Source organism: Enterobacter sp. Taxon_2 (assembly GCF_058355295.1).
Map to the genome: position 1 here is coordinate 2,831,996 of NZ_CM178024.1, position 13,563 is coordinate 2,845,558.

Sequence of the window (13,563 nt, forward strand, 5' to 3'; positions counted from 1 at the left end):
ATGCCATAATATACAATAAAAACTGGCAAGATCTTTCTTCTTAATATTTTCACTTACTCACTAAAAATAAAGTTATCTTCTGCCAGTTTATTTTTTTTCTTGTATTCCTTTTCCCATTCGAAGTATCCCTCAGGTTCATTTGGAGAAACTCCTTTTTCCCAATATTGATCACCATAGGCAATTAACATTGCCCAATGATATTCACTTTCATGACTGCGCAAAGCAACAGACATGTAATCATTTTCCGTAATACGAACAAGTGGAGAGGCTAACACTATACGCTCAGCCTCACTCTCTGTTTTATTTGCATATTTAACAATAATCGCTTTAATTAACTCAACCCAACTATAGTAATTAAAAACAACACTTTCATTAGAATCATCAAATCGGATACCATCGATAATATTCATTGCCCTTTACACCCTTTTTTTACTTTGTAACGATCAAACACGGTTGCTGCTTTATTTGAGAAAATAGCAAGTTGTGAACCTATAGGCTTAGCTTTTCCTCCTTTTTTTACAGCGCCAGGGTTTGCTAACATTGGCCCACTCACAGCATCATAACTATGTGCAAGTGTATTGGCTCTACCCTGAGTTACAAATTTAGCCCATTCATTATCAGCAGACTCAAATACTTTTATATTTAGTTTATTAAGTTCTGAATTCGGTATATCAAATTGCGTTATAGTAGGATGCCCTCTCAATTCTGCCCATTTAATAGCCTGCGATTTATCAGTAGTTACGTAAAAACCACCTTGATTAGAAGGATTAAAATCTAATCCATGCCTCCCCATAGAAGGATTGATCTCTCCCTGAATATCCCCAGCATGATAGAAAGTGGTTGATGATAAGCCAAGAGGATCAATATATTTCAGCGCATTCGGCGCATACTGGTAAAGGTTTATCCCCCCCGCCAGCCCTATCGGGTCCTGCTGCGTAAACCGTCCGCAGTCCGGGTCGTAATACCGGAACAGATTGTAGTGCAGCCCTGTCTCGCGGTCCAGGTATTGCCCCTGCATGCGCAGGTTCTGAGAATATCCTGATACCTGCGTCTCGCTTTCCCGCAGCAGCTTGCCCCAGGCGCTGTTCACCCCTTCCCAGCGCACCTGCCCTTCGATATCCGTCATCCGCTCCGGCGTGCCGTTCGGCTGGCAGTGGAACCAGAAGATCTCAGGGGCATCAACGCCGTCAATGCGCGCCAGCGGGTCGTAACTGTCCTGATCGCTGTAAACGTAGGTCAGCGGCACATCCCCGTGCACCTCCTGCAGCAGGCGGAACCCTTCCCAGACAAACCGGGTGGTGACCGGCTTGCCGGTTGGCTGTCCGCCCAGCATCTGGCGTCGCGTTTTGCTGATGCGTCGCCCGAGCGGATCGTAGCGGAAGCTGACCTGCGTCTGAGGTTTATTGCGATCCCGCGGCTGGCTGATGACTTCCGTCAGGCGATGTTCGCCATCGTAGCGGTAGTGCCAGCGGGTCTGGCCGTTATCTTTCTCCACGGTGCGGCCGTGGATGTCATAGCGCCAGCGAATGCCGTTCAGCTGCGTCAGGCGGTTGTGCGTGACCTTCTCAGCAGATCCTTCGAGCGGGTTACCGGCAGCATCCCAGCGCCACTGCTCCTGGCCGGGCAGCGTGCCGTCCTGAACCAGCAGGCGCCCGGCGCTGTCGTACTGCCAGCGGTACCAGCTGAACGGGTTATCGTCCCGCTCTTCGCGCACCAGGTTATTGCGGTAGTCGTAATCCCAGCGGCGGGACCAGCGGCGCGGCGACGGGCGCTGGGCATTGCCGGTAAAGACGTCCCGGCGATGCAGGCGTCCGAGGCGGTCGTACTCGCTGCGGGTGGTCAGCAGCCCCTGGGTGCGGCTGGTCTCGCGGTGGAGTTCGTCGCGGGTAAAATCGGAAACCGACAGCTTATCGAGCGCAATGCTGAGCAGATGCCCGCTGCCGTAGTAGAACTGCTTCAGCTCGCGGCCATCGGGCAGCGTGACGGAGGTGCGATTGCCCAGCGCGTCATACTCCCACGCCAGCTCACCGTGCTCGCCCGCTTCGCGGGTGACGCGACCGAGTGCGTCATACTCAAAGGCAAGTTCCTGCTCTGCCTCGGTGGTCCACACGTCGGCTGAAAGCGCAGGATGCAGCCCAATCCGGCTTAAAAGCCCGGACGGGGTATAGTGGTAGCGGGTCTGGCCTTCCGGCGTGGTGCGGGCGACCAGCTGGCCGCTCGCGCTCCAGGCGAAGGCGTGGGTGATGGCCTCCGGATGGCCGGCGGCAAAGGTGCGCGCAATCGTGCGCCCGCAGGCATCATAGCGATACTGCGAGGCCACGCCATCGAGCCCCACCTCTTCCAGCAGCAGCGAGTCCGGCCCCCAGCGGAACTGATACGCTTCGCCGTTCTCATTTTCCAGGGCAATCAGACGCCCGCGGCTGTCCCAGCGACGGCGCACCTCTTCACCCTGCGTATTACGGGTGGCGGTTAAGCGCCCCGCCTCATCGTATCTGAACTCGCTCTCTTTCCCGTCGGCGCCCGCATGCTTCACCGGCAGGCCACGTTCGTTCCATTTGAGCGACTCTGCCCAGCCTTCCGGGCGCTCAAGCTGCACCGGACGCCCTGCGGCGTCGTAGCGGTAGCGCGTCTCTTCACCGTCGGCGCCAGTCTCAGCCACCAGCCAGCCCAGTGGATGATAGCGATAGCGGGTAATACGCCCGGAACAGTCCGTCGAACGGACAATCTGCCCGGCCTCGTTGTACTCCTGGTAGCGGCTGTTGCCTGCGGCATCGACCTCTTCAACGACCTGGCCAAACTCGTCCCGGCGCAACTGCGTCGTCTGCCCCATCGGGTCCACCACGCGCTTCAGCCCGTGATGTTCGTCGTACCAGAACCGGGTGGCGCTGCCGTCGGCTTCGATAATGGCCGCAGGAAGCGCGCGGTGCTCCAGCCAGGTGGTGGTGCGGGTATTGCCGTCGGCATCGGTTTCCTGCACCCGGTTGCCCATCTCGTCGTAGACGAAGGTGACGGCGTTGCCGAGCGGATCGATGCGACGCGTGAGAAGCTCGTTATCATCCCACTCGTAGTGCCAGTTTTCACAGCGCTCGTCAACGTAGCGGACAATCAGATTCTGCGCGTTCCAGTAGTGGCGGCGCGTCTGACCATCGTAGTGCTCGACGGTCGTCAGCCCGGCGGCCAAATCGTAGCTAAAGCGGCAGCCGTCGCCGGTGCTGGTGCGGTTTTCCACCACGCGCCAGTGGTCGAATTTTTTCCAGCGGTATTCGCTCTCCAGCCCGCCCGGCATCCGGTGCCAGACCATCAGGCCGTGGTCGTTATAGCGGTATTCACGCGTCACCACGCCGGAGGCATCCGTCGCGCTCGCCAGCTGGCCGCGCGCGTCGTAGCCCCACTGCATCAGCGGCCATGTCTGGCTGCCGTCGATATGGCTGGCAGCGGTAACGCGATGCGGGAATCGTTCATCTTCATAGCGCAGGGTGACGTCTATCGCCCGCGGCTCGTCGTGAAGACCAACCAGCCTGCCCTGCTCGTCCCACTCCGTCAGCAGCGCGTTGCCGTATTCATCGCTGAGGGAGGCCAGACGCAGGGTGGAGGGATTCGCCCGGGTCGGTTTATACAGACGCCATACCGAACCGTCATCGTCGGCAATCGCCACGTCGCCGCTCTCATTCCGGCGAATAATGATGCCTTCGCTGATGCTGTAAAACGCGCGGTCAACCGGCGGCAGCTCGAAGCTCAGCTCGCGCCCGGTTTCGTCGAACCAGGTCGCATTGTTATCTTCCAGCGTCAGATAGCTGTCAAAAGTCGTTGCCCAGCCCAGACCAAACAGCCCTTCGCGGGTCGTCAGGCTGTTGTAGCTGCGCTGCCAGCGAAGCGGAAAGCGCCCCGGCAGCGAGAAATCGAGCTCGTCGTCGTCGTTCAGCACCTTGACGCCGGTGGCGGCGTGGACAGGGTGCGAGGAGCCAAACACGGCGTTGACGGCCATATCCGCCAGCATCCCGCCGCCGGCCGCCGCCAGCGCGCAAGGCATGTTTTTCAGGATCTTGCCCGGACGCCCGCGCAGCAGGGAGAGCGCAATCATCCCCAGCGCCAGACCCGGCGTTTTACCGCTTTTGATATCACGGACCGTGAGCGTGTCCCCGCCGATAATCACGTTCGGGGAAACATCGTCGGAAACGGTGCCTTCGCAGGTGGTGCGATCTTTCGCACGCACCGCGGGCTGTCCGTTGATAAAGACGCTTTTAGAACCTTCCGCCAGATACTGCGGTCCGGAGTGTTTTTCGCAGGCAACCTTGTCTTCTTCCAGCGGCGAGGTTCCCGCGGCGGCAGAGGCCACGCTCGGCTGCCACATCTCGCTGCCAAACTGTCCGGCGGCGGAAAGCAGCATGCCCGCGTAATCGGCAAAGCTGCCCGGCGACTGCGGCTCAGGGGACGGTGTATCGGCAGGCGTCAACGTGCCTGCCGCGCGTGCGGCGGGGATTGCGTTGGTCAGAACGTTGTTCGAGCCGGTGGTAATTTTACCCGCAGGCGACGGCGGGAAGAGCGCATTGCCTAACCCCTCAGCAGCGTTGCTGATATCGTCCGTGATCCCCGCGACGTTCGCCAGCACGCCGCCAATGATGCCGCTTAACAGACAGCTGGATCCAATTGCGGCCACGCCTGCTGCTGCTGCCCCCGCCCCCAGTAATGGCGCCGCTACGGTTGCTGCTGCGCCTACCGCCGCACCGATCACCGCATAGGCGGCACCTTCCGCCACAATGCTTGTGATATCAGCAAAAATGCTGGAGTGAATAATCTCGTCGCCCTTACGGGCCGCGTTGTTATCGCTCATGCCTTACACATTCCGGTTGTCGTTTAGCGTCAGACTCTGCTTAAGCGCGCTCCAGCGCACCTCGTCCTCTTCGGTAAAGGCTCTGAGTGCCGAGAGAGTAAAAATCATCAATACCGGTTTGCCCGGCGTCTGCACGGCGAGCTGTTTTTGCCACAGGCGCTGCCCGTTACGGTCAAACGTGGTTTCAACTTCCAGCCCGTTAATTTTTCCGTCAGGCCCGGCTTTTACGTTACTAAATTCGCTCTGGGCGATCTCACCCATCTGAGGACGCAGCACATCCCACTGGCGGTGAAATTCTTGTTCGTAGTCGCTGCCATCGGGAATCACGCCGCGGCTGACCACCACGGACAGCCCGCTTTCGTCATCGCGAATAATGTTCATGCTGTTATCCTGCCAGGCAGCAGGAAAAAGGGAAAATGAACCTTCCTGGAGAGTGTATTTCATAAGTGAACTCGGGATGATTAATAGTGAGAGAAACAAAAGAGGCCAATCCATGCTGGCCTTTTGGCTGGCTGTTTTATTATTTACGCCATTGACCTGATTGTTCGACTAGTTAGCATAATTCATACTTATTTTTACAACCATATTATCCTTAACCTTGAATGAAAGTAACTTAATTCCTAACTCATAGGAAACCCATTGTTCCCCAGAATCATTTTCGCTCTGACCAACCCCGTAAGCTTTATTGAGTTCTTCTATTGTTGAACCCACATGAATACCACGTGGTGTACTATACTCCCCGGAATTGATCGTAATTTGCGACACAATATAATCATTAACGTTTCGTTCGGTTTTATCCCACAAAAGATTGGAACTAAAAACATCTAGCTCAGCCTGATGATGTTGGTAGAATTTATAGTTAACTCCATCAAAAGGAATCTCACCAACAAATTGACCTTCTGTTGGGACCTCAATTTCATGCGCAACATCATTATCCCATCTATCACCCAATGCGATAGATTTTTTATTCATCGCAATAGAAAAATCCAACTCTCTCAAAGCGGGTGGCACAGTATGTGCCACTACTTCAGAAGAATATAGAAAACAAACAATAAAACTGAAACAAAAATATGCACGAATGAATTTTCTCACATTACGATTCTTTTTAATCAGACTTTTTTTTTCAACCGGTGGCACATCGCAAACCAGCGTTAATTACGTCAATGAGAAGGATTTTTTTATATCCAGGAAACCGCATCAACTTTCAGTGACAGTCATTGCTTTTAAAAAGCAATGACTGTTCGTCATTATATATTACAAATGAAGCTAATTACTCCACTCACCCTTCTGGTTCATTAATATTTTATTGCTCTCAATTACTGTCAGTGTATTATCAGCTTTACTAAGCATATAAGTTGTGGACGCATTTTTAAACTTGTACCCAATAATAGGACAAGGTGAGACAGAACACTCTTCTCGTATAGCTTTACCATGTAAGGTTACAGCTGCCCCATCTTTTTTGCGTTTCCCATAATAAGTTGCGTCATTGCACTCGCCGTTATCTGAACAGACAGTTGTTAACTTAATGGTATATGCCTTTGTATTAAAATACTCTGTTTTAGCCGCATCTTTATTGTTGTTTTTTTGCGTAGCAAAATTCATATTCTTAAATCTTTCAGCCCAGCGCTGAATATCTTTATTGACAGGTTGACCTTGTTCTGACGATTTATAGTTGATCACATCTGATTCAGGAACAACCCAGGCAGCATAAATCTTGCCGTCTGGGCTAATAACCGCAGCAGAAGCATTCTCCTGATAAAGATCTTTTAACCACCCTTCAATAAACACCCCTCCATCTGGGGTAACATGTGGCTCACCAAACACATCAAAATTGTTGGTAAAAGTCTCGTAGTCCTTTCCAAGCGTCTGCCTGAGATCATTAATGACTTCTTTGTCCTTAAAGATCTGACTCACCGTCTCCGGTTTACTATATTGCGCCAAATCGAGAGCAAGCGAGGATTCTATTGAGCAAATCAAACTAAGAGAAAGCAATGAAGATAACACGATTTTTTTGAACATAAATCACTCACCTGATAATTTTAAAAATTCGTCCGCTTCACGGGCATAGCGCTTCTGAAGACCAGTACCGTAACGATCCCACCAGTTGTACTGCTTACCCCCTTGTGTAGTAATTGTATTTCCGTATATGGCTTTATCGTATTCTACACGGGCTTTTAGCAAGTTTTGCTGAAAATCTGCTGGCGACATATTTTCAATTTTTGTTATAGCTTCTGGCGTCAAGGTACCCGTCTTGGCTATTTCTCCGGACTCCATTGAGTTCAGTATAGCCTGCGCACCTGATGGGCCACGCATATGCGCCAGGGAAGTAATTGCACCTTGTTTACCAGGGTCAGTAAAATTCAGTGCTCCAGCAGACTTCGCCGAAGCACTCATAGCTTTGGAAACCTCTTCGAATTCTTCTGCGCTTCCCTGACCATATTTATTTCGCGCAGCCAGGATTTTGTCATAAGCGTTTCCATTTCCTTTTCTGAAGCCGTACAACTCGCGCCGTCCTCCTTGTTCCCCGGCACTCCCCTCTGAGGCCATTACCGATTTCACGACGCGATTATCAATCCTTCCTGGTTTTGTTGCTGATTGGGCCGTCTGCGCCACAGGTGCTTTTGTCGCCGACTGCGCAGTCTGTGTTGCCGGAGCTTTTGCCGCACCGCCTTTTTTTTGTTTCTCCGGCGCAAACTTCGCCTGCACCGCCGCATCAATATCCCCTTTATGCCCCGATCCCGGCGCCGTCGTGCCCGGCTTGGTTCCCGAGGTATTCAGGTGCAGTTTACCGCCCGTGGTGATATACCCATCCCCTTCCACGAAGAAGTTAAATTCTTTGCCGATGAGGTTAATCTTGCCGTTAGCATTCAGCTCAATGGCACTCTCACCGGAGACCAGCCGCAGCTTCGTCCCGGAAGCAATGACGTACTGCTCCACCGCCGCATCCAGCTTGCCTTTCCCCGTCAGGATCTCGGTGCCACCTTTCACGGCCTGAGTCTGGTTCGCTTCCACGCGATGCAGTTCATTTTTCTTCACGTAATGGCTGCGCTCGCCGCCGACGCTGTGCGTTTCATCATTTTTAACGCTGGTGTCCATGTTGCGCTCGGCCTGGATCCACACCTGCTCTGCACCCGCTTTATCCTCAAACCGCAGGGCGTTGGCGTTGTCCACGGAACCGTCTTTCGTGCGGCTCATAAAGCCCATCTGCGTCGCCGCAGCCGGCAGCGCCCACGGCGGCATGCTCGCGTCGTTGTACACGCGACCGGTAATGATCGGACGGTCCGGGTCGCCGTTGATAAAGTCCACCACCACCTCATCGCCGACGCGCGGGATTTGCACCCCGCCGTAGCCCTGGCCCGCCCACGCGCTCGACACGCGCACCCAGCAGGAGCTGGTGTCATCGCCCTTCGCCAGACGGTCCCAGTGGAACTTCACTTTCACCCGGCCGTATTTGTCCGTCCAGATACTCTCGCCCTTCGGCCCCACCACTTTCGCCGTCTGCGGGCCGTAGGTGCGCGGCCACGCCGTGGACTGCGCCGGACGGTAGGCCACCGACGCAGGAATGACCGTGAAATCGGTGCGGTGAATGGTCTCCCCCTCGCCGCTGGCATAGCGGTTCTCTTCGAGGTGGTAACCCGCCGCCGTCACCAGATACTCACCGTTGTCGCTGAAGAACGGCGCGTTGGTTAAGGTGAAGGTGTGCCCGGGCGCAATCCCCGCCGCCGTCGCGGTGGCCTGAATCTGCTGATGCTCCACCTGCCAGCGCTCCTGACGGATACGGGCATAGAACTCCCCGTGCCCTTTGTCCACAAAGCGACCCGGCCAGTCGTACACGTCAATGCTGCCCGGCTTCGGCGACGCCGGGTTCTGCTGGGCCTGGAACAGCCACGCGTTCGGCTTGCGGAAGTCATAGTCGTCGAGGCTGTAAATCCCCGGCGTCACGCTGTCCTCCAGCGCCCACTGGCTGATGCCCTCTTCGTCCGTACTGCCGCCTGACGGCGTCTGGTGGTACGGAATGACCTCATAGCCGCTGAACGGCTGGTACTGCGTGGCGGCGTCGGTGAGCACCAGGGTGTGCTTGTCCGCCTCATGGCGGAAGTGATACGCAATCCCCTCCAGCTCCATCAGGCGGCTGATGAAGTCCAGGCTCGACTCCTGATACTGCACGCAGTAGTCCCACACCCGGTAGCTGCCGGTGAGTTTATCCTCAACGTTAACCTGATGCTCACCCAGCAGGGTTTTCACAATCTGCGGCACCGTCTGGCCCTGGAAAATACGCAGGTTACGGTCGCGCTTCATCGGCCACAGGTCCGGCTCCACCGTCAGCTGGTACACCGCATAGCGGGTGCCCGTCAGCTCAACGGCGCTGACCGCCACGCGGGTAATTTTTCCGTTAATATAGCGGGACGTCAGCAGGTTCTGCGTCGGGATGGTCACCGTGACCGGCTGGCCCAGCAGCTTGCTGCGGTCGATGCGCGCGTCCGTGCCGAGCACGGTCAGCGTCAGCGCAAACGACTCAGACATCGCCTCGCGGCCCGTCAGTTTCCAGAACAGAAGCCCCTCCACCGGGAGCTGAACGGTAATTCGGTTGAGCATAATCTTTATTCCATCTAGCTTATGCGATTCAGAAAAGAGGTTCGCATCAGTAACTGAGCGTCATTCTACGGATTCACCAGCCAGGTGCCCGGCTTGGCAATATCCAGCGTCTGGCCACGCGTTCTTCCGTTGCCCTGCAGTTCAATCTTCGCCTCACCGGCCGGCAGCTTGAGCGATGCATAGCCGTTGGTCCCCGGGCGCAGCGCTTTTGGCTCGCCGTTCACTTTCAGCGTTTCGCCGTCGAGGATGCGGATATAGACCAACGCAACAGGGCTCGCGACAGGCGGTGGCGTCTGTTGCGCCGTCGCCGGCTCGCTCACCTTTGCCGTTTCCGGCTTCACGTCTGGCGCGTTCGCGGCGGTTTCGGTCGAACGCGTCTCTGCCGGTGCCTGTGCAGCCTGCTCAGGCGTATCGTTACCGCCGCTGAACAGCATCGCCCCGGCGACAATACCCACCAGCACCCCTGCGGCAACCATGCCCGGGATCTTGTAGCGACGCCAGTCGAGCAGCGACGCCGGTTTTTCGTCTTCCACCGGTACCAGCATCGTGCCGGGCTTTTTCGCCGTCAGCACGTCGTTAATCCCGGCGACCGGCATCTCTATCAGCGCGGCGAACTCGTCGATGGACTGTGGACGGTCCTCCATGTGCAGCGCCAGCGCGCGGTCAATGGCCTGCAGCAGCGGAATGGAATAGCCCTGCGGCATGATTTCCACCAGCGGTTTGCAGGTATCCTGAATAGAGCGCACCACGCTGACCGGTGGCGGAGAACCCACAATCAGGGTACGCAACACCGCGCCGAGGGCGTAAATATCCGTCCACGGGCCCTGCTCGCTTTCGTTGTCGTCGGTGTACTGCTCAATCGGCGCAAAGCCCGGACGCAGCATGGTTTCCGTTTCGTCGGAGAGATTACCGATGGTGCGTCGCGCGGAGCCGAAATCGAGCAGCACCGGCAGGCCATTATCCTGGATCTGAATGTTATCCAGAGAGATGTCGCGGTGCAGGTAGCCTTCGTCGTGGATGGTCTTGATCGCACCGAACAGCATCGGCAGCGTGCGGCGGATCCAGGCTTCGTTGATCAGCTCCGGCTTTTCTTCCCGCAGGCGCGACAGCGTGGTGCCGCTGTAAAACAGCGTCCCCATATAGGCCGTGTCGTTTTGCACCCAGAAACGCAGGACGTGCAGCAGGTTCGGGTGGTTAAAGCGCGCCAGAAGACGCGCTTCCTGAATAAAGCTGTTCAGGCCCGCGGAGAACGCTTTGCCAAAGCGCTCGCTGCGCAGCACCAGGGTCATGTCGTCGCCGCGCACGGCGAGCGAGGAAGGCATAAATTCTTTGATAGCGATAGTGCGTTCGAGCTGGTGATCCCACGCGCGATAGACGATGCCAAAACCGCCGCCGCCGATCACCTCTTTGATTTCAAACTCGTTGAAGCGGTACCCGACCGGGAGCGCGTTTGGGACAGTCCGATTGTTATCATTATCCGTCATCTTTTACAGTTCTCTTGATGATTATTACGCGGCAAACTGACAGTGAAACTCGCCCTGCTCGCAGGTGACGTGCAGACGTCGGTACTGCTCGTCGCTGCGGCTGGCGGTAAGTAAGATCTGGCTCATCTGAGGCAGCAGAGTGTTGGTCAGAATAGCGTCCACCATGCGGCCGCCGGACTCCACCTCGGTACAGCGCTGAACAATCTGTTCCACCACGCTGTCGTCAAACTCAGAAATAATGCTGTGATTCTCTTCCAGACGACGCTGAATGCGCCTGAGCTGCAGGCGAACAATCTGCCCCAGCATCTCGTCGCTGAGCGGGTAATACGGCACCACCAGCAGACGTCCCAGCAGCGCGGGCGGGAAGACCTCCAGCAGCGGCTGGCGCAGCGCGCCGCTCAAGGCGTCCGGCTCCGGCACCAGATCCGGATCGGCGCACATCGCGCTAATCAGGTCGGTGCCGACGTTAGACGTCAGAATAATGATGGTGTTACGGAAATCAATGTGGCGCCCCTCGCCGTCTTCCATCCAGCCTTTATCAAAGACCTGGAAGAAGATTTCGTGGACGTCCGGGTGCGCTTTTTCAATTTCGTCCAGCAGCACCACGCTGTACGGGCGGCGGCGCACGGCCTCGGTCAACACGCCGCCTTCACCATACCCTACGTATCCCGGAGGCGCACCTTTTAAGGTGGACACAGTGTGCGCTTCCTGGAACTCACTCATGTTGATGGTGATAACGTTCTGCTCGCCGCCGTACAGCGACTCCGCGAGCGCCAGCGCGGTTTCGGTTTTACCGACGCCGGACGGGCCGCACAGCATAAAGACGCCCACCGGCTTGTTGGGATCGTCAAGCTTCGCCCGCGAGGTTTTCACGCGGCGGGCAATCAGATCCAGACCGTGACGCTGGCCGATAACGCGCTGGTTCAGCGTGTCGGCAAGGTTCAGAACCGCGTCGATCTCGTTTTTCACCATCCGGCCCAGCGGGATCCCGGTCCAGTCAGAGACCACCGCGGCAACCACGTTTTCATCCACAGCCGCAAACAGCAGCGGTTCATCACCCTGTAAGGCGTTCAGCGCCTGCTGCTGTTCCGTCAGCTTGCCGCGCAGCTCAGCGGTATCTTCTTCGCCCGCCGCGAACAGCGCGGCGCGCAGGCGGATAATCTCCTGCACCAGGCTGCGTTCTTCTTCCCAGCGCCGGGACAGGGCTTCGCGTTTTGTCTCATACGCGTCGCGTTCGGCGCGTAACGTTGCTACGCGCTCAGCGTCTCCGGCACCGACGCGCGCCTCGCGTTCTGCGATCTCAATTTCCACGTCCAGCGCGGCAATATGGCGCAGGCAGTCTTCCAGCTGCGCCGGCGGCGCGCTCTGGCTGACCGCCACGCGGGCACAGGCGGTGTCGAGCAGGGCCACGGCTTTGTCCGGCAGCTGACGCGCCGGAATGTAGCGATGCGACAGCTTCACCGCCGCGCTGACCGCTTCGTCGAGCAGCAGCACCTGGTGGTGCGTCTCCAGCGGCGACACGGTGCTGCGCAGCATCAGAATGGCTTTCGCTTCGTCCGGCTCGTGCACCTGCACCGTCTGGAAACGACGGGTCAGCGCGGGGTCTTTCTCGATGTACTTTTTGTATTCCGCCCAGGTGGTGGCGCCGATGGTGCGCAGCTGACCGCGCGCCAGCGCGGGCTTCAGCAGGTTTGCCGCATCGCCGGTCCCCTGCTGGCCGCCTGCGCCAATCAGGGTGTGGATCTCATCAATAAACAGAATGATCGGCGTGGCGCTGGACTGGACTTCATTAATAAGCGCCTGCAGCCGGGCCTCGAACTCGCCTTTCATGCCTGCGCCGGCTTGCAGCATGCCGATATCCAGCAGCCACAGCTGAATGTTCTGCAGCGGCTCCGGCACGTCGCCGTCGGCGATACGCAGCGCCAGACCTTCCACCACCGCCGTTTTGCCGACCCCGGCTTCCCCGGTCAACAGCGGGTTGTTCTGACGACGGCGCATCAGGATATCCACCATCTGGCGGATCTCCTCGTCGCGCCCGACAACCGGGTCAATCTTCCCGTCGCGGGCGCGGGCGGTCAGGTCCTGGCCGTACTGGGCCAGCGTCCCCTGCGCAGCCGGTACTGCACCCGCCGGTGCATCGACGGCAGCAGTGGCCTGCTGCGTCTCTTTGCTGTTGGCGCAAATAGCGTCGAACTGCTCAATCAGCACCTCGACGTTAAGGCGGGTGAACTGCGACGAGATACTTTTCAGCACGTTGGCCAGATTCCAGGTTTTCAGCATGCCGATCAGCAAATGGCCGCCGCGAATACGGCTGACGCCAAACTTCAGCGAGCCGAAAACCCAGGCGCGCTCAACGGCGCTGTCGATGTGTTCGGAGAGATCGGAAACGGAACTCGCCCCGCGCGGAAGGACATCCAGCGCCGCAACGATATCGCGCGTCAGCTGCTGTTCATCAAGGGCAAAGTGGCGGATGACCTGCTGCAGATCGCCATCCTGCTGCTGCATCAACTGATGCAGCCAGTGCACCAGCTCAACATAGGGGTTGCCGCGCAGCTTGCAGAACGCAGTGGCGCTTTCCAGAGAGGTAAATAACAGCGTATCCAGTTTGCCGAAAAGCACGGCACGGCTTATTTCTGACATGTTCGGTTCCAT

The 13,563-nt window shown here is 56.9% G+C and carries 8 protein-coding genes; all 8 read right to left on the minus strand.

Annotation, left to right across the window (positions count from 1 at the left end; all coding sequences use genetic code 11):
- Nucleotides 1-53: 53 nt before the first annotated feature.
- The 8 genes from AC4IC4_RS13475 to tssH all read right to left on the minus strand — a co-directional run bounded on the left by AC4IC4_RS13475 (nt 54) and on the right by tssH (nt 13,551).
- The gene (locus tag AC4IC4_RS13475; protein WP_491471313.1) at nt 54-410 is read right to left on the minus strand and encodes a hypothetical protein; all 357 of its coding nucleotides are present in this window, start codon (nt 408-410) and stop codon (nt 54-56) included.
- Entirely contained in the window at nt 407-4,831 is a 4,425-nt protein-coding gene (locus AC4IC4_RS13480; protein WP_491471314.1) for an RHS repeat-associated core domain-containing protein, read from the minus strand. The genes AC4IC4_RS13475 and AC4IC4_RS13480 overlap by 4 nt, the downstream gene beginning before the upstream one ends.
- 3 nt (nt 4,832-4,834) lie before the next feature.
- Nucleotides 4,835-5,275, minus strand: coding sequence for a DcrB-related protein (locus tag AC4IC4_RS13485; RefSeq protein WP_491471315.1), 441 nt, complete (start codon nt 5,273-5,275; stop codon nt 4,835-4,837).
- 105 nt (nt 5,276-5,380) lie between these two features.
- Nucleotides 5,381-5,968: a hypothetical protein gene (locus tag AC4IC4_RS13490; RefSeq protein ID WP_491471316.1), complete on the minus strand. Its 588-nt coding sequence runs from the start codon at nt 5,966-5,968 to the stop codon at nt 5,381-5,383.
- Between the two features lie 129 nt (nt 5,969-6,097).
- Nucleotides 6,098-6,850: an Ivy family c-type lysozyme inhibitor gene (locus AC4IC4_RS13495; RefSeq protein WP_491471317.1), complete on the minus strand. Its 753-nt coding sequence runs from the start codon at nt 6,848-6,850 to the stop codon at nt 6,098-6,100.
- 3 nt (nt 6,851-6,853) lie between these two features.
- A complete protein-coding gene (locus AC4IC4_RS13500; RefSeq protein ID WP_325818030.1) occupies nt 6,854-9,427 on the minus strand; it encodes a type VI secretion system Vgr family protein in 2,574 nt (857 codons plus the stop codon).
- A gap of 65 nt (nt 9,428-9,492) precedes the next feature.
- On the minus strand, nt 9,493-10,911 hold the full coding sequence (locus AC4IC4_RS13505; protein WP_491471318.1) for a serine/threonine protein kinase: 1,419 nt from the start codon (nt 10,909-10,911) through the stop codon (nt 9,493-9,495).
- Nucleotides 10,912-10,935: 24 nt separating this feature from the next.
- Nucleotides 10,936-13,551, minus strand: a complete 2,616-nt coding sequence (gene tssH, locus AC4IC4_RS13510; RefSeq protein ID WP_491471319.1) for a type VI secretion system ATPase TssH — start codon at nt 13,549-13,551, stop codon at nt 10,936-10,938.
- Between the last annotated feature and the right edge of the window lie 12 nt (nt 13,552-13,563).

Coding starts and splice junctions, on each gene's coding strand:
- AC4IC4_RS13475 (WP_491471313.1), bottom strand. CDS start 410: ATGAATATTATCGATGGTATCCGATTTGATGATTCTAATGAAAGTGTT.
- AC4IC4_RS13480 (WP_491471314.1), bottom strand. CDS start 4,831: ATGAGCGATAACAACGCGGCCCGTAAGGGCGACGAGATTATTCACTCC.
- AC4IC4_RS13485 (WP_491471315.1), bottom strand. CDS start 5,275: ATGAAATACACTCTCCAGGAAGGTTCATTTTCCCTTTTTCCTGCTGCC.
- AC4IC4_RS13495 (WP_491471317.1), bottom strand. CDS start 6,850: ATGTTCAAAAAAATCGTGTTATCTTCATTGCTTTCTCTTAGTTTGATT.
- AC4IC4_RS13500 (WP_325818030.1), bottom strand. CDS start 9,427: ATGCTCAACCGAATTACCGTTCAGCTCCCGGTGGAGGGGCTTCTGTTC.
- AC4IC4_RS13505 (WP_491471318.1), bottom strand. CDS start 10,911: ATGACGGATAATGATAACAATCGGACTGTCCCAAACGCGCTCCCGGTC.
- tssH (WP_491471319.1), bottom strand. CDS start 13,551: ATGTCAGAAATAAGCCGTGCCGTGCTTTTCGGCAAACTGGATACGCTG.